19 protein-coding genes and 1 pseudogene are annotated in these 21,620 nt (G+C 69.0%); 7 read left to right on the top strand and 13 right to left on the bottom strand.

The features are described 5' to 3' along the window. Nucleotides 1–152 (bottom strand): annotated as a pseudogene (locus ACWEVR_RS26920) (2-keto-4-pentenoate hydratase); the annotation flags it as partial. 123 nt (nucleotides 153–275) lie between these two features. Here ACWEVR_RS26920 and kstD point away from each other — a divergent pair. Both kstD and ACWEVR_RS26910 read left to right on the top strand, forming a co-directional pair. Beyond that, nucleotides 276–1,967 (top strand): 3-oxosteroid 1-dehydrogenase, encoded by a 1,692-nt coding sequence (kstD, locus tag ACWEVR_RS26915; protein WP_452469210.1) that lies wholly within the window; start codon nucleotides 276–278, stop codon nucleotides 1,965–1,967. Further along, nucleotides 1,967–2,827 (top strand): MaoC/PaaZ C-terminal domain-containing protein, encoded by an 861-nt coding sequence (locus tag ACWEVR_RS26910; RefSeq protein WP_452469209.1) that lies wholly within the window; start codon nucleotides 1,967–1,969, stop codon nucleotides 2,825–2,827. Before kstD ends, ACWEVR_RS26910 begins: the two co-directional genes overlap by 1 nt. 76 nt (nucleotides 2,828–2,903) lie before the next feature. Here ACWEVR_RS26910 and ACWEVR_RS26905 read toward each other — a convergent pair whose 3' ends face one another. The 12 genes from ACWEVR_RS26905 to ACWEVR_RS26850 all read right to left on the bottom strand — a co-directional run bounded on the left by ACWEVR_RS26905 (nucleotide 2,904) and on the right by ACWEVR_RS26850 (nucleotide 15,281). Beyond that, nucleotides 2,904–3,350, bottom strand: a complete 447-nt coding sequence (locus tag ACWEVR_RS26905) for a hypothetical protein (RefSeq protein WP_452469208.1) — start codon at nucleotides 3,348–3,350, stop codon at nucleotides 2,904–2,906. Next, on the bottom strand, nucleotides 3,347–4,621 hold the full coding sequence (locus ACWEVR_RS26900) for a DUF58 domain-containing protein (RefSeq protein WP_452469207.1): 1,275 nt from the start codon (nucleotides 4,619–4,621) through the stop codon (nucleotides 3,347–3,349). The genes ACWEVR_RS26905 and ACWEVR_RS26900 overlap by 4 nt, the downstream gene beginning before the upstream one ends. After that, nucleotides 4,618–5,580, bottom strand: coding sequence for an AAA family ATPase (locus tag ACWEVR_RS26895; RefSeq protein ID WP_067495609.1), 963 nt, complete (start codon nucleotides 5,578–5,580; stop codon nucleotides 4,618–4,620). The genes ACWEVR_RS26900 and ACWEVR_RS26895 overlap by 4 nt, the downstream gene beginning before the upstream one ends. Before the next feature lie 17 nt (nucleotides 5,581–5,597). After that, the gene (locus tag ACWEVR_RS26890) at nucleotides 5,598–6,116 is read right to left on the bottom strand and encodes a hypothetical protein (protein ID WP_225281357.1); all 519 of its coding nucleotides are present in this window, start codon (nucleotides 6,114–6,116) and stop codon (nucleotides 5,598–5,600) included. A 37-nt stretch (nucleotides 6,117–6,153) separates the two neighbouring features. Continuing rightward, nucleotides 6,154–7,092 (bottom strand): DUF4129 domain-containing protein, encoded by a 939-nt coding sequence (locus ACWEVR_RS26885; protein ID WP_452469206.1) that lies wholly within the window; start codon nucleotides 7,090–7,092, stop codon nucleotides 6,154–6,156. Between the two features lie 139 nt (nucleotides 7,093–7,231). Beyond that, entirely contained in the window at nucleotides 7,232–8,188 is a 957-nt protein-coding gene (gene zapE, locus ACWEVR_RS26880; protein WP_452469205.1) for a cell division protein ZapE, read from the bottom strand. A gap of 102 nt (nucleotides 8,189–8,290) precedes the next feature. Next, nucleotides 8,291–9,460 (bottom strand): lipid-transfer protein, encoded by a 1,170-nt coding sequence (locus ACWEVR_RS26875; protein WP_452469204.1) that lies wholly within the window; start codon nucleotides 9,458–9,460, stop codon nucleotides 8,291–8,293. After that, on the bottom strand, nucleotides 9,457–9,879 hold the full coding sequence (locus ACWEVR_RS26870; RefSeq protein ID WP_452469203.1) for a MaoC family dehydratase: 423 nt from the start codon (nucleotides 9,877–9,879) through the stop codon (nucleotides 9,457–9,459). The genes ACWEVR_RS26875 and ACWEVR_RS26870 overlap by 4 nt, the downstream gene beginning before the upstream one ends. 99 nt (nucleotides 9,880–9,978) lie before the next feature. Beyond that, the gene (locus tag ACWEVR_RS26865; RefSeq protein WP_452469202.1) at nucleotides 9,979–10,938 is read right to left on the bottom strand and encodes a bifunctional MaoC family dehydratase N-terminal/OB-fold nucleic acid binding domain-containing protein; all 960 of its coding nucleotides are present in this window, start codon (nucleotides 10,936–10,938) and stop codon (nucleotides 9,979–9,981) included. 14 nt (nucleotides 10,939–10,952) lie between these two features. Next, nucleotides 10,953–12,116 carry an acyl-CoA dehydrogenase family protein gene (locus ACWEVR_RS26860; RefSeq protein ID WP_452469201.1) on the bottom strand — a complete coding sequence of 388 codons (1,164 nt, stop codon included), beginning with the start codon at nucleotides 12,114–12,116 and terminating at the stop codon, nucleotides 10,953–10,955. Next, nucleotides 12,101–13,165, bottom strand: a complete 1,065-nt coding sequence (locus ACWEVR_RS26855; protein WP_452469200.1) for an acyl-CoA dehydrogenase family protein — start codon at nucleotides 13,163–13,165, stop codon at nucleotides 12,101–12,103. Before ACWEVR_RS26855 ends, ACWEVR_RS26860 begins: the two co-directional genes overlap by 16 nt. A gap of 16 nt (nucleotides 13,166–13,181) precedes the next feature. Further along, entirely contained in the window at nucleotides 13,182–15,281 is a 2,100-nt protein-coding gene (locus ACWEVR_RS26850; protein WP_452469199.1) for an acyl-CoA dehydrogenase family protein, read from the bottom strand. A 129-nt stretch (nucleotides 15,282–15,410) separates the two neighbouring features. Here ACWEVR_RS26850 and kstR point away from each other — a divergent pair, with 129 nt between their 5' ends. The 5 genes from kstR to ACWEVR_RS26825 all read left to right on the top strand — a co-directional run bounded on the left by kstR (nucleotide 15,411) and on the right by ACWEVR_RS26825 (nucleotide 21,600). Next, nucleotides 15,411–16,025, top strand: a complete 615-nt coding sequence (kstR, locus tag ACWEVR_RS26845; RefSeq protein WP_067495630.1) for a cholesterol catabolism transcriptional regulator KstR — start codon at nucleotides 15,411–15,413, stop codon at nucleotides 16,023–16,025. A gap of 175 nt (nucleotides 16,026–16,200) precedes the next feature. Continuing rightward, nucleotides 16,201–18,786, top strand: a complete 2,586-nt coding sequence (otsB, locus tag ACWEVR_RS26840) for a trehalose-phosphatase (protein WP_452469198.1) — start codon at nucleotides 16,201–16,203, stop codon at nucleotides 18,784–18,786. A gap of 181 nt (nucleotides 18,787–18,967) precedes the next feature. Next, nucleotides 18,968–19,852, top strand: coding sequence for a metal ABC transporter solute-binding protein, Zn/Mn family (locus ACWEVR_RS26835; RefSeq protein ID WP_452469197.1), 885 nt, complete (start codon nucleotides 18,968–18,970; stop codon nucleotides 19,850–19,852). 129 nt (nucleotides 19,853–19,981) lie between these two features. Next, nucleotides 19,982–20,734 (top strand): metal ABC transporter ATP-binding protein, encoded by a 753-nt coding sequence (locus ACWEVR_RS26830; RefSeq protein ID WP_067640838.1) that lies wholly within the window; start codon nucleotides 19,982–19,984, stop codon nucleotides 20,732–20,734. Further along, nucleotides 20,734–21,600, top strand: a complete 867-nt coding sequence (locus tag ACWEVR_RS26825; RefSeq protein ID WP_084457235.1) for a metal ABC transporter permease — start codon at nucleotides 20,734–20,736, stop codon at nucleotides 21,598–21,600. The genes ACWEVR_RS26830 and ACWEVR_RS26825 overlap by 1 nt, the downstream gene beginning before the upstream one ends. Nucleotides 21,601–21,620: the final 20 nt, after the last annotated feature.

Raw genomic sequence — 21,620 nt, 5'->3', positions numbered from 1 at the left:
AGTCTGCGCTGGATGTTGAGCAACTGGATCTCGTAGGCGTCGACCACGTCGATGCCGGGGTACCGGTCGACCAGCGGCGGCACGGCCACCCGATCGTGTTCGGCGCGCGCCAATTCATCGGCGAGTTCACTCCGCTGCGCGTCGGACAGCACGGGTACCTCCTGGTAAATCTGCTCGGCCGGACAGGCAAACTGTAACCGGTTTCGGAGCCGAATATCTGCTCTTCTTCCAGACAACATAGCGCAACCGCGTACTGATTCTATAACGTGTTCTACATGAGTGATCGGGAATACGATGTGGTGGTCGTCGGGAGTGGCGCCGCTGGAATGACCGCCGCCCTCACCGCGGCGCACCACGGGCTGAGCGTGGTGGTGCTGGAGAAGGCGGCGCACTACGGCGGGTCGACCGCCCGGTCCGGGGGCGGGGTGTGGATTCCGGGGAACAAGGCGCTGCTCGCCTCGGGCCGCCCCGACGATCGCGACGAGGCGCGCACCTACCTGCACAGCATCATCGGCGACGTGGTGCCCGCCGAGAAGATCGACACCTACCTCGATCGCGGCGCCGAGGCGTTCGACTTCGTGCTCGACCACACGCCGTTGAAAATGAAGTGGGTGCCCGGCTATTCCGATTACTACCCCGAGGCTCCGGGTGGCCTGGGCCAGGGCCGTTCGTGCGAACCGACACCTTTCAACGGCAAGGTGCTCGGCGCGGAGCTCGCCAATCTCGAGCCGCCGTATGCCAAGGCGCCGATGAATGTGGTCGTCATGCAGGCCGATTTCGTGCGGCTGAACCTGATCCGCCGCCACCCCAAGGGCATGATGCGGGCGCTGCGCGTCGGCGCGCGCACCTACCTGGCCAAGTTCACCGGTAAGCACCTGCTCGGCATGGGTCAGGCCATCATCGCCGCCATGCGCAAGGGCCTGCTCGACGCGAACGTGCCGGTGCTGCTCAACACCCCGCTCACCGACCTGGTGGAGACCGACGGCCGGATCACCGGCGTCAAAGCCACCGTCGACGGCGAATCGGTCACCTTCACCGCGCGCTACGGCGTGATCCTCGGCAGCGGCGGTTTCGAGCACAACGCGGACATGCGCGCCAAGTACCAGCGGCAGCCGATAACCACTGAGTGGACAACCGGTGCCGCGGCCAATACCGGCGATGGCATCGTCGCGGGTATGGCGGCAGGAGCGACGGTCGGGTTCATGGAGGACGCCTGGTGGGGTCCGACCATCTTCAAGGGCGGCAAGCCCTGGTTCGCGCTGGCCGAACGCAACCTGCCCGGCACCATCATGGTCAACGACCGCGGCGTGCGCTTCGGCAACGAGTCGGCCCCGTATGTGGAGGCCGTGCACACCATGTACGGCGGCGAGTACGGCCAGGGCCCCGGACCCGGCGAGAACGTGCCCGCCTGGCTGGTGTTCGACCAGCGCTACCGCAACCGCTACATCTTCGCGGGTCTGCAACCGGGACAGCGTTTTCCGAAGCGCTGGATGGAGAACGACAACATCGTCAAGGCCGACACGATCGCCGAACTCGCCGCCCGCATCGGTGTTCCCGCCGAAGCGCTCGCCGGAACCGTAGAGCGGTTCAACGGCTTCGCCGCCTTGGGCAAGGACGAGGACTTCGGTCGCGGCGACAGCCACTACGACCGCTATTACGGTGACCCGACCGTGAAGCCGAACCCGTGCCTGGCCGAGATCTCGCAGGGCCCGTTCTACGCCGCGAAGATCGTGCCCGGTGACCTGGGCACCAAGGGCGGCCTCGTCACCGATACCGCCGGACGCGTGCTGCGGGAAGACGATTCGGTGATCGACGGCCTCTACGCGGCGGGCAACTGCAGCTCGCCGGTGATGGGCCACACCTACGCGGGCCCCGGCGCGACCATCGGTCCCGCGATCACCTTCGCCTACCTGTCCGTGCTCGACATCGTCGGCAAGAAGTCCTCTACCGCCAAGGAAGTGAAGTAGTGCCCATCGATCCACAGATCGCGCTCGGCGCGGCGCTGCCCAGCCGCGAATTCAGCTGGACCCCCACGGATGTACAGCTCTACCACCTGGGTCTCGGCGCGGGCGCGCGCTGCACCGACCCGGTCGAGCTGCGTTATCTCGACGACAGCGAACCCCAAGTGCTGCCCACCTTCGCCACCGTCGCCCCGACCCTCGGCGAGACCGCGGCGCCGCGCGTGAGTTTCCCCGGCGTCGAGATCGACCTGGCGAAGGTGGTGCACGGCCATCAGCAAGTGGTGGTGCACAAGCCGATTCCCGCCTCGGGCAAGGCCGTGTCCGTCGGCCGGATCTCCGAGGTCTGGGACAAGGGCAGCAATGCGGTGATCGTGCAGGAGCACACCGTCACCGGCGCCGACGGGGAGCCGCTGTGGACGGCGCGCTCGTCGATCTTCGCCAAGGGCGAGGGTGGTTTCGGTGGCGAACGCGGACCGAGCACGAAAGCCGAGCTCCCCGATCGCGCCCCCGACGCGGAACTCACCACCGCCACCCTGCCGCAGCAGGCACTGCTCTACCGCCTCTGCGGTGACCGCAACCCCCTGCACTCCGATCCCGAATTCGCGAAGGCGGCGGGGTTTCCCGCACCGATCCTGCACGGGCTGTGCACCTACGGCGTGGTCTGCAAATCGCTCACCGATGTCCTGCTCGACGGTGACGCCACCCGCGTCGCGGGCTTCCGCGCGAAGTTCACCGGCGTGCTCTACCCCGGCGAAACCCTGCGCACCAAGGTCTGGCGGGAGGCCGACACGCTCGTCGCGGTGGTCACGGCCGTCGATCGCGACGACGCGCCCGTCCTCGGCGACGTCACCCTGCGCATCGCCTGAACTGAACACCTGATCACCACGCTCTGGTGGCGGCATCGGCCGAGAGGTCGCCGCCACCAGGGCGTGGTGATCTCGGTCAGGACGGGGGGAGGGTGGTGTGGGGGGATCGGGGGGTGAGGGTGGTGGTGAGGAAGGCGTAGATGGTGACGATGAGGATGGGGGCGGCCAAGGGGGCCCAGGCCAGGTGGACGGGGACAAGGGCCGCGGTGGTCGCGGCGATGGTGAACAGGACTGCGCCGCCTACCGAGGGGATGGTGGTGGGGACTACGCCTTCGGGAGCGTGCAGGACCGCGGCGTTGAGAAGGTAGGTGGTGGCTACCAGACCTGTTGCCGCGGATGCGATCACGCCTACGTCGGCGAAAGCGAGGGCGGCGATGGCGGTGAGGACCGCGGCGACCGAGGCGGGGCGCCACCACCAGCTCGCGATGACGAAAGCCAGGGCTGGTACGCCGAGGATCGGGTTGATCAGGGCGACCGAGGTGACGAGCAGCAGGCCGGCCAGCAGGGCGAGGAATCTGGTCATCGGCGCACCCGCACTGTTCGGCGGTGTTCGGGGAGCAGGCGCATGGCCTGGTCGAGGCGGGTGCCGTCGGGCCAGGCGATGATGTCGACGCCGACGGTGCCCATGTCGCGATACATCGAGGCCCGCTCGAGCTGCCACATCTTGGCCATGGTCGGGTCGAGGCCGTCGGCGAAGGGGGTACCGCGCAGCACGTCGACGGCGACCACCACGTGACCGCGTTTGCGCAGGTCGATGAGGGCGAGCGCGAATTGGGTGTCGAGCAGGGTGGAGAAGGCGACGATGATGGCGCCGATCGGCACCGCGGCGTGCGGGGCGAGGGTGCCGGTGTGCTCGACATGTTCGTCACCGACGCCGAGCACGGTGTCGACGATCCGGTAGAACTGCCTGCGCCCGATATCGGGACGCAACCAGCGCGGCGACTCACCGAGGCACACCACCGCGGTGCGGTCACCGGCCTGCAGCGTGGACTGCACCACCTGGGCGGCGCCGCGCACCGACAGTTCCAGCGAATCGCTGGCGGGGCCGGGTGCCTGCTGGGAGGTGTCGACGAGGACGACCACGTCGGCCGAGCGGTTGGTGAACCGCTCGGTGACATAGAGCCTGCCGCGACGCGCGCTCACCGGCCAGTTCACGGTGCGCAGCTGGTCGCCGGGGGCGTAGGCGCGGATGTCGGCGTATTCGACACCCGGCCCGTGCTTGCGGGTGAGGTGGGTGCCGATGCGATCGGGCAGCTCGGTGCGCGGCATGCGCATCCGCTGCGGATCGGCGATCGGGTAGACGTAGAGATTCGCCGCGGGCAGCTCGGCGGTGGCGACGGCGAGCCCGGCGGGGCTCAGTGCGGTCACCGCCGCCTGCACCGGGTAGCGACCCCAGCGGGTGGCCGAGAGTGCCAGCCGCATCCCGGCCGGTGCGCCACCGGAATCGTGGGATTCCTCCACCTCGAGGTCGAGACCGGTGAGCGGAACCGGGGCCATCCGCAGCAGCGCGTGCCCGCTCTCGACGAACGCCGCGGCGACGGCGGTGACGACCTCGCCCTCGAAACAGCGGACGGTGCCGCTGCCGTCGACCTGGATTCTGGTCGGGTTCTGCTGCCACGGTGCGGTGGCGAGCACCCCGAGCATCGGCGCGGCGAAGACGACGAGCTGCCACTGCCCGCGCAACACAGCGACCACGAGCGCCGCCGCGGCGCAACCGGCGAGGATGAACACCAACGGCGCCGGGCGCCACCGCAATTCGACCTCGACGGTCTTCGATTCGTCGCGGTGCTTCATGTGCTCGTGGCGCGGGGAACCGGTAGCCTGCGCAGCAATTCGGCGATCACGTCCTCACCGCGGATGCGCCGCACCCACATCTCCGGGCGCAGCGTGATGCGGTGCGCCATGGCAGGCACGGCGAGCGCCTTCACGTCCTCGGGGATCACGTAGTCGCGGCCGAGCAGCAGGGCCCGCGCGCGCGACATCTGTACCAGGTCGAGTTCGGCGCGCGGGCTGGCGCCGACCTCCACCTGCGGGTGGCTTCGGGTGGCGGAGGCAAGTGCGACAACGTAATTCACCACGTCGGGGTGCACGGTGACGAACTCGACCGACTGACGCATCTCCATCAGCCCCTGCGCGTCCACCACCTGGCCCACCTGCGGTGGGGTGGAACCACGTTCGAGCCTGCGCCGGATCATCTGGGTCTCGTCCTGCTCGGACAGGTACCCCAGGCGCAGCTGGATGGCGAACCGGTCGAGCTGGGCCTCGGGCAGCGGGTAGGTGCCCTCGTACTCGATCGGGTTGTCGGTGGCGAGCACGATGAAAGGCTGTGGGAGCAGGTAGGTTTCGCCGTCGATACTCACCTGGCCCTCGGCCATCGCCTCGAGCAGCGCCGCTTGGGTCTTGGGCGGGGTGCGGTTGATCTCGTCGGCGAGGAGCACATTGGTGAACACCGGTCCGCGCCGGAAGTTGAACCGCCCGGACGACATGTCGTAGATCGTCGATCCCAGCAGGTCGGCGGGCAGTAGATCCGGCGTGAACTGCACGCGGGTGAAATCCAGGCCGAGCGCGGCCGCGAAGGAACGCGCGATCAGCGTTTTGCCGAGGCCCGGCAGGTCCTCGATGAGGACATGGCCTCCGGACAGTACGGCGATCATGATGAGTTGCATCTCATCGCGCTTGCCGACCACGACCCGGCCCAGCTCACGCAGTACTGCGTCGGAGCGCTGGACGGTCACGTTCAACGGCATTGTCATCGGTGGCCTCTAACCCCTCACATCGACTGCAATCGGCGCAGGATCTCGTCCAGCGCCGCCCTACCCGGTGCGCGGCCCGTCTGGTCGCGCAACGACGAATTCGCCGGGTCCACCCAGCGCCACAGTTCGGGTCCGAACTGCAGCTGACCGGCCGCCTCGATGGCTCTGCGGTTCTTGGATACCCGCATACCGGTGGACAATTCGAACTCTTTGGCCAGCAGCGGGCGCAGGTGCCGGTCCCAGTCGGCGCGGGTGCCGTCGGCGCGGGCGACGAGCATCTCGGCGCGGGCGTGCCAGCGGCCGAGCATCTCGGCGGGACCGTTGTCGATGTACTCGGTGAGCGGCTCCTCGCGCCGCACGCGGTAGCGCAGCGACCACACGAGCACCCCGAGTGCGACCGCGACCGGCAAGGCGACGGCGAGCGGCAGCAGATCGCGGTCGAGCCGCAACAGCACGACCTCGAGCACCAGCACCGCGACCACCGCCGTCACGACCACGGTCGTGCGGTTGGACTTGATCTCTTCCCCGGGATTCACGCGACCTCCACGCGACGGGCCGTCCGACGTGGGCCGGTCATGCGGGCACCACCCGTCGCTGCAGGTCGGAGAGCACGATGCGCAGCAGTTGTTCGGCGCGCATGCGCTGCCATTCGAGCATCGAGTGGGGACTGAACCTGGCCTCTTCGAAGAGCGCGACGAGTTCGCGGGCGGAGGCGTCGTGCAGCACGCCGCTCTCGAAGGCTCTGGCCAGCACCTCCATCGGGGTGTCGGAGGCCTTCGGGCGGGCGATGCTGTCGGTGGACAGGCCGCGTTCCATGGCCACATAGCAGGCGATGATCGCGGTGCGCGGGTCCTGGCCCGGCGCGTTCATCGCGGCCAGGCCCATCTCGGCGGCCCTGGTGAGCGAGTCGACATCGCTGGCGGACGGTGCGGCCGACTCGTCGACGACGGCTTGCTCGGGGGCGCGCCGCGCGGCGACCGCGACGGCGGCGAGCCCGGCCAGCGCGACCGCGATCAGGGTGATGGCCAGCCCCGCCGCGATGAGCAGGGCGGTGCCGGTGAGTTCGGTGGGGCCCGCCGTGGGGTCGGGGGCGGGCGCGTCGGTGGGGGTCGGCACCGGGCCCGAGCCCTCGGAAAGAGTCTCGGCGGCCGGGCGCACCGGCCGGGCGCCGGGCAGCAGGAACAGGGCGGTGACGCCCGCGGCGAACATCAGGGCGACGGAGGCGATGAGCATCGGCAGGAGCACCGCGAGCCTGCGCCACTGGAATCTCGGCAGCACGATGTCCTCGTGTTGCGGCTTGGCGAGCGGGAGGCGATGCTGGCTGGCGACGACGCCTGCCACCAGGATGACGATCGATACCAGCAGCAGCACCGGCATCACCGCGACGAGCAGCGGTGACGGGGCGCCCGATGACTCGTCTGATCCGGCGCCGGGAAGACTGCCCTGCAACGCGAAAGTCGCGCAGGCCACCAGTGCGATCACGACGATCGCCCGCGTAATGGGCTGATTCACCCCGATCACAGCTGTACCACCAAACCCCAGAGACTGCACAAATCAGCCACATAGTTACATGCCGGGCGGTTCGCTCGGGAGGAAATCGGCTCTTTTGGATTTCCTCCTATTCATTGTCCCCCTCGCGGCAAGGGGCACGCTACGCAGTGCGAACGGTGTGAGATCCGGTTAGTGAGAGTTCACCGAGCCGACTGGTGGTGCGCGCGAGATCCGGCACGAGGGGCGCCCCGGTGGTCAGCTCGGTGACGGGTTCGGCCGCGTAGATCGTGCAGGGCAGGTCGGCGTCGTAGAGGATGTCGACCAGATTCACCAGCCGCATCGCCCAGTCCGGTGGCACCGTGCGCAGCGGCGGTACCGCGACCAGGGTCCAGCGGCGGAAACGTGTGGTCAGGCGCAGGTAGTCGGCGGCGCTGGTCGCGGTACCGCACAGGTGCTCGAAGGCGAAGGTCACCGCATCGCCGTCGACGGATTCCGCGCGCACGGTTCGCCCGTCGGCCAGGTCGAGCACCACGCCGGGACCGGCGGTGCGCTCCGTCGACACCACGTACCGGCCGGCACAGAATCCGTGGTCGGCACGGGTGCCGAGGGTGCGGTAGTCCAGCGGACCGTCGAGGGTCACGACCTCGAGGTTGGCGAGGATGCGCTCGATGGTCGGCACGAACCGGTCGTGGAACAGCGGGTTCGGCAGCAGACCCGCGGGCGGGTAGTTCGAGGTGACCACCAGGGTGCGACGCTCGGCGAACAGGGTGTCGAGCAGCCGGGCCACGAGCATGGCATCGCCGATGTCGTGCACGTGGAACTCGTCGAAACACACCAGATCCGCGTCACCCAGCAAACGTTCTATCGCATTTTCGATCGAACCCAGTTCGTGTACCGCGGTGTGCAATGCGGCGAAAAAATTGTGGAAATGAAAGCGGCGCTCGCGAATCGGATCGGCCGAAGCGAAGAACCGATCCATCACCATTGTCTTGCCACGCCCCGGCCTGCCGTGCAGATACACCCCGCGCGCCCGTTTGCGCACCCGCCCGTTCCGATCGAGCAACTCCCCGAGCCGCCGCGCCGCCGCCGTCTGCCCGGAATCGAGAACCACCGTCACACCGACCTCCTCGTCCCACCCAGTTGTAGTGGGGCGAGGAAGCCGGGCGACAGACATGGTGATGTGCTCAACAGGTGCGCTGAGTCACCCCGGCGCGAAAACTCAGGCGGTGAGCACCAATCCGGAGGTGGGGACGCCGGTGCCCGCGGTGACGACGATGCGTTCCAGGTCGTCGACCTGGTTCACCGAGGTGCCACGGATCTGGCGGACCGCTTCGGCGATGCCGTTCATGCCGTGGATGTAGGCCTCGCCGAGCTGGCCGCCGTGGGTGTTGAGGGGTAGGCGGCCGCCGAGTTCGATGGCGCCGCCGGCGATGAAGTCCTTGGCTTCGCCGCGACCACAGAAACCCAGTTCCTCGAGTTGCATGAGGACGAAGGGGGTGAAGTGGTCGTAGAGGATGGCGGCCTGCATGTCGGCGGCGGTGAAACCGCTTTGCGCCCAGAGCTGTTCGCCGACCAGGCCCATTTCGGGCAGGCCCGTCATGGCGTCGCGGTAGTAGCTGGTCATCACGTACTGGTCGGGGCCGCTGCCCTGGGCGGCGGCGGCGATGACAGCGGGACGCTGCGGCAGGTCACGGGCGCGTTCGACGCTGGTGACGACGATCGCGACGCCGCCGTCGGATTCCTGACAGCAGTCGAGCAGATGCAGGGGTTCGGCGATCCAGCGCGAATCCTGGTGCTGCTCCAGCGTGATCGGCTTGCCGTAGAAGAAGGCGTTCGGGTTCACCGCGGCGTGCTTGCGATCGGCGACGGCCACCTTCCCGAAATCCGCGCTGGTCGCACCGGTGACGTGCATGTACCGGCGCGCGACCATCGCCACCTGCGCGGCGGGTGTCCCGAGACCCTGGGGATAGGCCCAGCCCGCGTCGATCCCCGAGGACGTCGGTGCGGCGGCGAGCGCGGGCGAGAACTGGCCGAAGCGTGCACCGGAGCGCTCGTTGAAGGCGCGGTAGGCGACCACCACGTCGGCCACACCGGTGGCCACCGCCATCGCCGCCTGCTGCACGGTCGCACACGCCGCGCCGCCGCCGTACCCGATGTGGCTGAAGAACTTCAGGTTCGGGATGCCGACCGCCCTGGCCACCGCGGCCTGGGTGTTGGTGTCCATGGTGAAGGTGGTCAGACCGTCGACATCGGCAGGAGTGAGACCCGCGTCGGCCAGGGCAGCGGTGACCGCCTCCGCGGCCAACCGCAATTCGCTGCGGCCGGAGTCCTTGGAGAAGTCGGTGGCACCGATACCGACGACGGCCGCGCGGCCGGACAGCGTGCTCATTTCGGCTCCAGATCGGGGACGGCGACGACCGAGGTGGCGATGATGTGCTCACCGAGGCTGTCGCGACCACGGACATCGATGGTGATCAGGGTGTCGTCGATCTCGGTGACGGTGCCCGAGAGGGTCAGCGTGTCACCGGCATACAGCGGAACCCCGAGACGCAGCGCGATCGACTTCACCCGGGCGCGCGGTCCGGCCCAGTCGGTGACGAAACGCTGCACCAGGCCGGTGTCGGTGAGGATGTTGACGAAGATGTCGTCGGAACCGCGCCGCACGGCCTTGTCGCGGTCGTGGTGCACGTCCTGGAAGTCCCTGGTGGCCAGAGCGGTACTGATCACGAAGGTGGGATCGGCATGGATCACCAACTCCGGCAGGGTGGTTCCCACCGCGAGAGCGGCGGGATCGATGGTGGTTGTCACGAGCGGGTCCTTTCCGGACGGGCAGAGCGAGTCGACTCGGCGCACCCCCCGCACTGTTCCGCGATGGCTGGGCGGATCACGCGCGAGGAGGTGCCGCGCTCACCGCTCGGCCTGCCAATACGGCAGCACGGTGCCGTCGGCCAGCTTTTCGAAGGCCACGCGCACCGGCAGGTCGATGGCGACCTCGGCCGGGTCGATGCCGCGCAGTTCACCGAGCATCCGCACACCTTCGTCGAGTTCGACCAGCGCGACCACGAACGGCAGCTCCCGGCCGGGCACCTTCGGCGCGTGGTGCACGACGAAGCTGAACACCGTGCCGGTGCCCGCCGCGACGACGTAATCGGTCGGCTCGGCCTTGTCCTGCCACAGCGCCGGAATCGGCGGGTGGCGCAGCGTGCCGTCCGGCAGGCGCTGGATGCGCAGTTCACCGGCTTGCGTTCCGGCCCAGAAGAACTCGGTGTCGCGGGAGATCACCGGGCCCACCCGCTCGGCGGGCGCGATCTCGACCGTATCCGTCGAGGTGTCGGCGGGTGCGGGGGCGGCCGGTGCGTACTTCAGGATCCGGAACAGCATCTCGGTGACCACCTCGTCACCGACCGTCCAGGTGGTGGTGAAGGTGAGGAACCAGCCGTCGCCGAGGCCGGTTCGCTTGGGCCCCTTGAATTCCGAGAGACGGCTGGTGACCGTCACCTCCTCGCCGGGACGCAGGTACCGGTGGTAGGTCTGCTCGCAGTTGGTGCCGACGACGGAGGTGTAGCCCGCCGCGTCGAGCAGTTCGTTGACGCGGCCGATGGGATCGTCGGCGGCGCGCTCGCCGTGCAGGCCGGTCATCGTCCAGACCTGCGCCATGGCGGGCGGGGCGACGATGCCGGGGTGTCCGGCGGCCTTGGCGGCGGCCTCGTCGACATAGATCGGGTTGGTGTCGCCGATGGCCTCCACCCAGTTGTGGATCATCGGCTGGTTCACCGGGTCGCGGCCGACGCGGGGAGCGCTCTCCCCCGCCGCGACCAGCGCGGTCAGGCCCGCCTGGATATCCTCGGGCACAGCAGTTTCCGGCACACGCCGCTCCTGGTTCATCGGGGCACGCGCGGCAGTTCCAGGCCGGCCGAGGCCACCAGTTCGCGCATGATCTCGTTGACGCCGCCACCGAAGGTGACGACGAGGTTCTGTTTGGTCCGCCGGTCGAGCCAGGCCAGCAGCTCGGCCGTGTCGGGATCGGCGGGGTCGCCGTAGCGGCCGACGACCTCCTCCACCAGCCGACCGGCTTCCTGCAACGCCTCGGTGGAGAACACCTTGGTCGCCGAGGCATCCGCGATGACGGTGTTCTGCGCGGCGGCGGGGTCGGCGGCGGCGACCTGCCAGTTCAGCAATTCGTTGAGCCGCACCATGGTTCGCACCCGGGCGAGCGCGCGGCGCACATCCGTCCGGGTGAGCAGTTCGCGCGCCGCCGACCAGTCACGCAGGCGGTCGTAGAGCTGTTCGATCTTGCCCGACGGGCCGAGGCTCACCCGCTCGTGGTTGAGCTGGGTGGTGATCAGCCGCCAGCCCCGGTTCTCCTCGCCGACCAGCATGTCGGCGGGCACCCGCACGTCGTCGAAATAGGTGGCGTTGGTGTGGTGGGCGCCGTCGCAGGTGATGATCGGCGTCCACGAATAGCCGGGGTCCTCCGTATCGACGATGAGGATCGTGATGCCGCGGTGCCGGGATTCGACCGTGCCGGTGCGGCAGGCCAGCCACACGTAATCGGCCTCGTGGGCACCGGTGGTGAAGATCTTCTGCCCGTTGACGATCCAGTCGCCATCGCCGTCACGCACGGCGGTCGTCCGCAGCGCGGCCAGGTCGGTGCCCGCCGAGGGCTCGGAGTAACCGATCGCGAAATGGATGTCGCCGGAGAGGATTCCGGGCAGGAACTTCTTCTTTTGCGCATCGGTGCCGTACTTCTGCAGGGTCGGGCCGACGGTCAGCAAGGTCACCAACGGCAACGGCACATCGGCGCGCACCGCCTCGTTGAAGAAGATCTGCTGTTCCATCGGGCCGAAACCCTGCCCGCCGAACTCCTTCGGCCAGCCGACACCGAGCCAGCCGTCGCGGCCCATCCGGCGAACAACCTCGCGGTAGGCGTCGCCGTGCCGATTGATCGCCATCTCGGCGTGTTCCTCGGGCGTGACGAGATCGGCGAAATAGGAACGCAATTCCTCGCGCAACCGCCGCTGCTCGGCGGTCAGATCGATGAACATCTGGCTCCCAGGAGGTCGAGCCGCAGATCCGCGCCGCCGAGCAGCCGCGCGAGATCCTTGGCCTGTGAGTAATAGCGGTGCATCGGGTGGGTGATGTCGACACCGAGCCCCCCGTGCAGGTGATGGCACTGCTGCATGGCACGCGGCACCTCGGCCGCCGCCCAGTACGCGAGCACGGCGAGGTCTTCGTCGATACGGTCCTGATGCTCGGGTGAGGCGTCGTTGTGCGCCAGCGCCCAGCACGCCGACTCGGCGGCCACGTGCAGCGTGCGCGACACCACGTACAGGTCGGCGATCTGCTGGGCCACCGCCTGGAACTCCGCCAGCGGCCTGCCGAACTGCTCTCTAGTCCGCACGTGCTCGGCGGTCAGAGTGACAGCGCCCTTGAGCAGGCCGTCGGCCACCGCGCCGAGGCAGGCGACGGCATAGCGGTGCAGGCCGGGCAGGGCGTCGGGCAGGAGCTGCTCGGCGGGGATCTCCACCTCGTCGAGGACGAGCGAGGCCTCGGGGACGCCCGCCGAACCGGTCACCGGGATCACCTCGAGGCCGGGGGCGACCCCGTCGATCAGGGCGACCCCGGCATCGGTCGGCACCAGAATCCAGCGCGCCTGTTCGGCGTAGAGCACGCCGGTCTTGCGGCCCGTGACGCGCACGGTGTCACCGTCGCGCACGGCTTTTGTCGTCGGCGCGGTGGTGAACGGCGCGCCCGGTTCGTTGAGCGCGGCCGTGAGCACGGTGCCCTTGCCGATCTCGGCGAGCACACGTTCGCCCAGGTGATCGGGTAGCACCGGCAACAGCGGAAGCACACCGAACCCGAAGGTCGGCAGCGCCGGAACCGCCGCCGCGTCGGTGGCCAGTTCCATCAGCAGGGCCGCCACCTCGGGCAAGCCCATTCCGTCACCGCCGAACCGCTCGGGCACGGGGACCGCGAGCAGGCCCGAATCGATGAGACTCGGCCACAATTCCATGTCGCGGGCAGGCTCACGTTCGAGCAGGCTCACGACAACCTCGGCTACGGCATCGGCACTTTCGTCGCGGGTGAAATCCACGGCGTCCTCCTTCGAGCTAACTGTCCGCATCGCGCGGCATGCCGAGAATCCGTTCGGCCGCCACGGTCAACAGGATCTGCTCGGTACCGCCCGCGATGGAGAGACAGCGTGTGAGCAAGAATTCTTTCAGAACGTCGCTATCCAGGGAACCTTCCCGGCCGGAAAGTTCCAGTGCATATTCCGCGAGCTCCTGCCGGTACCGGACGCCGACGAGTTTGCGGACGGCCGCCTGGGCGCCCGCATCGGCTCCGGCCACGGTGGCCGCCGCGATCCGCTGATCCAGCAATGTTCCAGCAATCGAGGTGGTGATCAGGGCGCCGAAATGATCCTCGCGCAGTTCTGTTCCCCGACCACCGGGCGGGAAACCGGCGAGCAGCGCTTCCAGCGCGCCACCGATCCCGCCACCGCCCATGGCGACCCGCTCGGCCGACAGAGTGGCGCGGGCGATCTTCCAGCCGTTGTTCAGCGCGCCGACCAGGCAGTTGTCGGGCACGAACACGTCGTCGAGGAACACCTCGCTGAACTTCTCCTCACCCGTGATCTGCACCAGTGGGCGCACCTGCACGCCCGCGGCGCGCATGTCGACGAGGAAATAGCTGATACCGCGGTGCTTGGGCGCGGACGGATCGGTGCGGGCCAGGCAGATGCCCCAATTCGCGGTGGATCCGAGCGAGGTCCACACCTTCTGACCGCGCAGCACCCAGCCGCCCTCGACCCGCTCGGCGGAAGTACGGAGGGCGGCCAGGTCGGACCCCGCGCCCGGCTCGCTGAAAAGCTGGCACCAGATCACCTCGCCGTGCAGGGTCGGCCAGACGAAGCGCTCGATCTGCTCCTCGGTACCGAAGCGAAGCAGGGTGGGCACCGCCCAGCCCGCGACCGCGAGGTCGGGGGTTTCCACCTCGGCGCGGCGCAGCTGTTCGGCGATCTGCAGGCAGGTCATCGGATCCGCGCCTCGCCCATAGGGTTTCGGCCAGTGCGGCATGATCAGGCCTGCGTCCGCCAGCGCGCGCGGGCGTTCGGCCGCGGGGAGCGCCGCGATGGTGGCGATCTCGGCGGACAACGCGGTGTCGCCCTCGGCGTCACCGAGGACGCGCTCGGCGCCGGTGGTCCGGCGCTGCCCGTCGCGGGTGAGTTCGGTGACTCGGGCCCGCCAGCGCGCCGACCCGCCGAGCGACTGCCGCAGCGAGCTGGCCCGGCGCAGGTAGAAGTGCGCGTCGTGTTCCCAGGTGAAGCCGATGCCGCCGAGCACCTGGATGGCGTCCTTGGCGGTGTCGACGGCCGCGTCGAGCGCGCAGGCCGCGGCGACAGCGGCCGCGATCGGCAGCTCTTCACCGCCTGCGTCGAAGGCGTCGGCGGCATCGGCGGCGACCGCGCGGATCAGTTCGGTGCGGCACAGCATCCAGGCGCACAGGTGCTTGATCGCCTGGAAGCTGCCGATCGGCTTGCCGAACTGCTCGCGCACCTTGGCGTAGTCGACGGCCGTTCGCAGGCACCAGCCGGCCAGCCCGGCCAGTTCGGCGGCCGCGAGGGTGACGAACAGATCGGTGACGTCGAACGACGGCGCGAAACCCCGTGCCGCGGTGGCACTCTCGGCGGTCACCCGGGCGAGCGGCACCGTCGGATCACCGCCGGACAGCGGCGTGATCGTCGCGTCGGTGAGCACGAACCAGCGGATGCCGTCGGCGGTCTCGGCAGGCACGAGCACCTGCGTATCCGCATCCGCTCCGTAGACGAATTCCCAAGTGCCGCTGACCTTCCAGCCTTCGGCATCCGAACCCGTCGCCGCACCCGACGACGCATCGGGCAGCGCGACGCCACAGGGCGTCCCGTCGGCCGCGCCGGTGACCAGACCCGCCAGCGCGGTGGCAAGCACCGGACCGTTCACCAGGTCGTCGGCCGTCTGTTCCAGCAGCACGGCGAGGTCGGCGACGGTGCCGCCGAGTCCGCCGTGATCGTCGTCGAGCGCTACCTGGAACAACCCGAACTCGGCAAGTGCCGGCCAGCACTCGCGCCAGCTACCGCCCGCCCGCATTGTTGCAATCGGCGCCGCCGAGCTCGCCCAGCTCCGCAGGGAGGCCGCGGCGGCTTTATGCTCGTCAGTGGTGGCGATGGTCACAAGAAAAACCGCCCTTCCGGCGTGGCTCCCACTCCTAGAACATGTTCTAATATCCGGGGCGGGTGTAAGTCAAGAGACCTTCACCGGCAACCATGTTCTCTTGCCGTACTCAGCGAAAGGGTTTCCACGATGGACAGTCCCGCACCAACGCCCACCGTGACAACGCTGTCCGAAGAGGAGCTGAGTTCCACCGCGCAGCGTGAACGCCGCAAGCGCATCCTCGACGCCACCCTCGCGCTCGCCTCCAAGGGCGGCTACGACGCGGTGCAGATGCGCGCGGTCGCCGAACGCGCCGACGTGGCCGTCGGCACCCTCTACCGCTACTTCCCCTCCAAGGTCCACCTGCTGGTGTCCGCTCTGGCAAGGGAATTCGAGCAGTTCGAGAGCAAGCGCAAGCCGCTGGCGGGTGACGGCCCGTCCGAGCGCATGCACGGCCTGCTCACCCAGATCACCCGGATGATGCAGCGCGACCCGCTGCTCACCGAAGCCATGACGCGCGCCTTCATGTTCGCCGACGCCTCCGCCGCCGCCGAAGTGGACCGCGTGGGCAAGGTGATGGACCGGGTGTTCGCCCGCGCCATCGCCGACGGCGAACCGACCGAGCGTCAGCTCGCCATCGCCCGCGTGATCTCCGATGTGTGGCTGTCGAATCTGGTGGCCTGGCTCACCAGGCGCGCCTCTGCGACCGACGTCACCGAGCGCCTCGAGCTCACCGTCGACCTGTTGCTGGGCGATCGCGGATAATCCCTGCTTACCCGTCGGTACGGCCGGACGAGGACCGACGGGATTAGCCGCGAGGTCGCGGACTACCCGGACGACACTCGTGCGCACAACCCGCCGCGCCGCTCGCGCGCGAGAATTGACCCAGTATTGTTTTTGGCGCCCCCTGATCCACCCCTCCCATCACTAGGTTGGATGCGTGAGCGCACAGGAACTGCCCTTGGATGTCCGCCGTGCACTGGCGTCGGTCGCACGAGTGCCACGGCTATTGGTCGCCTCGGACTACGACGGGACAATCGCCCCGATCGTGTCCGACCCGTCGAAAGCGTTTCCCCAACGGGAATCGGTGAGTGCGTTACGCGCGCTCGCGGGGCTGGCCAATACGACGGCAGCGGTGATCTCCGGCCGAGCTCTGCGTGACCTCGCCGCGCTGTCGCGGCTCCCCGTCGAGGTGCAACTGATCGGTAGTCACGGCTCCGAGTTCGATGTCGGCTTCGTGCACGCCATCGACAACGACGCCAAGCAACTGCTCTCCGAAATTCACGCCGCCTTCGCCCAGATCGCCGCCGACAATCCCGGCGTCACCGTGGAGATGAAACCGGCCAGCGCCGCACTGCACGTGCGCAACGCCAGCCCCGAAATCGGCAGGCGCGCACTGAATGCCGCGCGCCAGGGCCCGGCGTGCTGGGTGGGCGTACAGGTCACCGAGGGCAAGGCGGTGATCGAACTCGCGGTGATCCCCACCGACAAGGGCACCGCGCTCGACACCATCCGGCACCAGGAAAGTGCCTCGGCCGCAGTGTTCTTCGGCGACGACGTCACCGACGAGAAGGCCTTTCGCGTGCTGTCGGGCCCCGACGTGGGCATCAAGGTCGGCGAGGGCGAGAGCCTGGCCAAGCTGCGCGTCGACTCCACCGAGGACGTGGCGCGCGCGCTGGCCTTCCTCGTCGAGGAGCGGCGTACCTGGCTCGCCGGTGCCAGCGCACCGCGCATCGAGCGGCTGAGCATGCTCGCCAGCCCGCGCTCGGTCGCCCTGCTCACCCCCGATGCCACCGTCACCTGGTTCTGCCACCCCGAACCCGATTCGGCGGCGGTGTTCGCGCACCTGCTCGGCGGGTCGGCGGCCGGTCACTTCTCGGTGGCACCGGAGCGGCCGAGCCTGCCGCTGTCACAGCGGTACGTCGACGGCACCATGACCGTCGAAACCCGGTGGGCCAGTTTGCAAGTGGCCGACTACCTGCCCCACGACGTGACCCCCAACCGCACCGACCTGACCCGCGTCATCACCGGCACCGCCAAGGCCGTCGTGCACTTCGCGCCGCGGCCGGAGTTCGGGCAGGTGCCGGTGCGGATCGAGGCCGTGCACAACGGGCTTCGAGTGAGCGGCACCAATGATCCGATGGTGCTCCGCTCCCCCGGCGTGCAGTGGGAGATCACCTCCGACGGCATCAGCGAGCAGGCACGCGCCGTGGTCGATCCGGCCGTGGCGCCGGTCGTCCTCGAATTGCGCTGCGGTACGGCCGATCTCGCGCCGTCGATGACGCCGGAGTCCCAGCGTCGTCAGCTGGCTGAGCGGTACTGGACCGAGTGGGCGAGCGGCCTGCAGCTGCCGCCGCTCAAGCCCGATCTGATGAAGCGTTCGGCGCTGACCCTGCGCGGGCTCGTGCACCGCCCGTCCGGATCGATCCTCGCCGCCGCGACCACCTCGCTGCCCGAGGACATCGGCGGCGTGCGCAACTGGGACTACCGCTACTGCTGGCTGCGCGACGCCTCGCTCACCGCGCAGGCACTGGTGACGCTCGGCTCGCTCACCGAGGCCGAGGAATTCCTGGACTGGGTGCACAAGGTGCTCGCCACCCTGCCGGGTCCGGAGCGGTTGCACCCGCTGTACACGATCTACGGCGAGACGCTGCCGCCCGAGGCCGTCATCGACCTGCTGCCCGGATACGCCGGTTCGCGGCCGGTGCGCGTGGGCAACGCGGCCAATATGCAGGTGCAGCTCGATGTGTTCGGCCCGATCGTCGACCTCATCACCACCCTGGCGCAAGAACGGGAACGCCAGGGCGCCACCGACGCGACCAAGGCTCTGCCCGACGCCGACTGGGAACTGGTGCACGCCATGGTCTCCGCGGTGCAGCGGCGCTGGACCGAACCCGACCACGGCATCTGGGAGATCCGCGGCAACCCGCGCCACCACGTGTACTCGAAGGTGATGGGCTGGCTCACCGTCGACCGCGCGCTCACTCTCGCTCAGCGTTTCGATCGCGCCATCGATCCCGAATGGGTGACCCTGCGCGACACGATCGCCGAGGAGGTGAAGGCCAAGGGCTGGAACGAGGAGGTGCAGTCCTACACCGCGGCCTACGACGGCACCGATCTGGACGCGGCCACCCTGCACATCGGCCTCAGCGGTCTGATCGACCCCGCCGACCCGCGGTTCGCGGCGACCGTGGTGGCCACCGAGGCCGAACTGCGCAGCGGCGCGACGGTTTACCGCTACCACCACGACGACGGGCTGCCCGGCGGTGAAGGCGGTTTCCACCTGTGCGCCGCCTGGCTGGTCGAGGCGTACCTGCTGATCGGTCGCCGTTCCGACGCCGAGGCGTTGTTCACGCAGCTCGTCGCCGCGGCCGGCCCGACCGGTCTGCTCAGCGAGGAGTACGACCCCGTCGCCGAGCGCTCCCTCGGCAATCACCCGCAGGCCTACAGCCACCTCGGCCTGCTGCGCTGCGCCCAGTTGCTGAGCCAGCAGTCGCGCCTGCCTGTCTCATCGGGCCAGATCTAAGCGCGGGAAGTTCCGGCAGACGGCCGGCGTTCTCCATACGGGGGAACGCCGGCCGTTGTCGGTAGGCGGCCTGGTTCACGAGCCAGCATCATTGCTGCTAATCTAAAACGGTAACGATTTCCATTATGATCTGACGCACAACCGTGTGTGGTCCGGTCGTGGTTTGCCCCAGGAGTCCCGCGTGAACAGTCGAATCGCCCGTGCGTGTGCCGGTCTCACGGCGGGAGTGGCGGTCGCCGCCGTCCTGACGGCCTGCGGCGGTGGCTCCGAGGAATCCGGCACTCCATCGATCGTGGCGTCCACCGATGTGTGGGGCTCGGTCGCTAGCGCGGTCGCCGGACCGGACGCCCAGGTCAGCGCCATCATCACCGATCCGGCCGCCGACCCGCATTCGTTCGAGACCTCGGCGAGCGATACCGCGAAGATCAGCGATGCCGAGCTGGTGGTGTTCAACGGCGGCCACTACGACGAGTTCATCGAGCAAGCCATCTCCGGCAAGGACAAGCGGACCGTCGAGGCGTTCGAGGAGCGCACCGACAAGAGCGACGAGAACGAGCACGTCTGGTACGACGTCACCACCGTCGCCGCCGTCGCCGACCGCATCGCCGCCGAACTCGGCGAGATCGACGCGCCGCACAAGGACGCCTACACCGAGCGTGCCGTCGCCTTCAAGAACCAGCTGATGGGCATCAGCACCATCACCGGCGCCATCGCGGCGCAGACGCCGAACGCGGCCGTCGCCCAGTCCGAGCCGCTGGCGCACTACCTGCTGCTGGCCGCCAAGGCCCAGGACAAGACTCCGCACGAGTTCCAAGAAGCGATCGAGCAGGAGACCGACCCGTCCCCGGCCGCCGTCGCCGCCACCCGCGACCTCATCACCGGCAAGCAGGTCAAGGCCCTGATCTACAACACCCAGACCCAGGACAAGGTCACCCAGGACCTGCGCGCGGCCGCACAGGCTGCCGGTGTGACGGTGGTCGAGGTGACCGAGACGCTGCCCGAGGGCGTCGACTACGTGCAATGGCAGACGGCCAACGCCAAGGCGCTGGCCGCGGCTCTGCGCTGACGCTCGAACCCGATCGAGGACCTCATGACCGACGCAACCGCCCTGTCGGCGCCCGGCACGACCGGCGCGTCTGCCGCAGGCGTGGCAGACGCGCAAGCGGATCCGGCGATCCGGTTGCGCTCGGCCACGATGTCGTTCGGCGAACGCACTCTGTGGAGCGACCTCGATCTCGAGGTTTCGCCCGGTGAGTTCATCGCGGTGCTCGGCCCGAACGGATCAGGTAAGACCTCGCTGTTACGAGTGCTGCTCGGCACGCTCGGGCTCACCGCGGGCAGCGCGGAGATCGCCGGGCGGCGAGCCGGGGTGGGCAATCCCGGTATCGGGTACATCCCGCAGCAGAAGACGATCGATGCCGGGGTGCTGTTGCGCGGCGTGGATCTGGTCGGGCTCGGCGTGGACGGACACCGCTGGGGTCTCGGTTGGCGCAAACGCCGGGAGCGGGCCGAGCAGGTCGAGGCCGCCATCGCGGCGGTCGGCGCGCAGAAGTTCGCGCATGCCCCGCTCGAATCGCTGTCGGGTGGCGAGCAGCAGCGGTTGCGGGTGGCCCAGGCGCTCGTCGGTGATCCCTCGGTACTGCTGTGCGACGAACCCCTGCTCAGCCTCGACCTGGCCAACCAGCGTCTCGTGGCCGAACTGATCGACAAGCGCCGCCGCGAACACGACACCGCCGTGCTGTTCGTGACCCACGAACTCAATCCGATCCTGCCGCTGGTCGACCGGGTGCTGTACCTGGTCGACGGCGAGTTCCGGATCGGCACACCCGACGAGGTGATGACCTCGCAGACCCTCTCGGAGCTCTACGGGACCGAGGTGGAGGTGCTGCGGGTGCGCGGGCGGCTCGTGGTCGTGGGCACCGGTGACGATATGGACGCCCTGGCCTGATGGACAAGCTCACCAAAGTTCTCCAGTCGATGTTCGACATCGGCACCACCGCGAACCTGCTCGGCTACGACTTCGTGCAGCAGGCACTGCTCGCCGCCGCCCTGCTCGGCCTGCTCGCCGGGCTGATCGGGCCGCTCATCGTGGCCAGGCAGATGTCGTTCGCGGTGCACGGGACCAGCGAACTGTCGCTCACCGGTGCGGCGGCGGCGCTGCTCGTCGGCGTGGGTGTCGGGTTCGGTGCCATCGCCGGTTCGGTGGTCGCGGCCGTGCTGTTCGGCTGGTTGGGTTCGCGTGCGCGCGAACGTGATTCGGTGATCGCGGTGGTGCTCTCGTTCGGGCTCGGCCTGTCGGTGCTGTTCCTGTGGCTGTCCCCCGACCGCGCCGGATCGAAGTTCTCGCTGCTCACCGGGCAGGTCGCCAGCGTCGGTTACGACGGGCTCGCCCTGCTGCTCACCTGCACCGCCGCCGTGCTGGCCGTGCTCGCCGTGGTGTACCGGCCGCTGCTGTTCGCCAGCGCCGACCCCGAGGTCGCCGTGGCGCGCGGGGTGCCGGTGCGTGCGCTGTCGGTGGTGTTCGCGGTGCTGCTCGGCATCACCGCCGCGTTCGGGGTGCAGATCGTCGGCGCGCTCTTGGTGCTCGCCTTGCTCATCACCCCGGCTGCCGCGGCCGCACAGGTGACGTCGAGCCCCCTGCGCGCCACCGTCCTCTCGGTGATCTTCGCCGAGGTCGCCGCCGTGGGCGGTCTGCTGCTGTCGCTGGCGCCCGGCGTGCCGGTGTCGACCTTCGTCACCGGCATCTCGTTCACCATCTACCTGGTGTGCCGGGTCGTCGGACACCGGCAGCGCAAGCTCGCGCCCGTGCGCTGAAATCGCCACGGACCGCGCAC

The sequence above is a fragment of the Nocardia sp. NPDC003979 genome (genome assembly GCF_053605015.1).
The sequence above is the reverse complement of the archived record's forward strand: the minus strand, read 5'-3'. Positions and strand labels throughout refer to the sequence as shown.

What these genes read in the sequence shown, in the direction of transcription:
- kstD (WP_452469210.1), top strand. Translation starts at nt 276, where the DNA reads ATGAGTGATCGGGAATACGATGTGGTGGTCGTCGGGAGTGGCGCCGCT.
- ACWEVR_RS26905 (WP_452469208.1), bottom strand. Translation starts at nt 3,350, where the DNA reads ATGACCAGATTCCTCGCCCTGCTGGCCGGCCTGCTGCTCGTCACCTCG.
- ACWEVR_RS26900 (WP_452469207.1), bottom strand. Translation starts at nt 4,621, where the DNA reads ATGAAGCACCGCGACGAATCGAAGACCGTCGAGGTCGAATTGCGGTGG.
- ACWEVR_RS26895 (WP_067495609.1), bottom strand. Translation starts at nt 5,580, where the DNA reads ATGACAATGCCGTTGAACGTGACCGTCCAGCGCTCCGACGCAGTACTG.
- ACWEVR_RS26875 (WP_452469204.1), bottom strand. Translation starts at nt 9,460, where the DNA reads ATGAGCACGCTGTCCGGCCGCGCGGCCGTCGTCGGTATCGGTGCCACC.
- ACWEVR_RS26860 (WP_452469201.1), bottom strand. Translation starts at nt 12,116, where the DNA reads ATGTTCATCGATCTGACCGCCGAGCAGCGGCGGTTGCGCGAGGAATTG.
- kstR (WP_067495630.1), top strand. Translation starts at nt 15,411, where the DNA reads ATGGACAGTCCCGCACCAACGCCCACCGTGACAACGCTGTCCGAAGAG.
- ACWEVR_RS26830 (WP_067640838.1), top strand. Translation starts at nt 19,982, where the DNA reads ATGTCGTTCGGCGAACGCACTCTGTGGAGCGACCTCGATCTCGAGGTT.
- ACWEVR_RS26825 (WP_084457235.1), top strand. Translation starts at nt 20,734, where the DNA reads ATGGACAAGCTCACCAAAGTTCTCCAGTCGATGTTCGACATCGGCACC.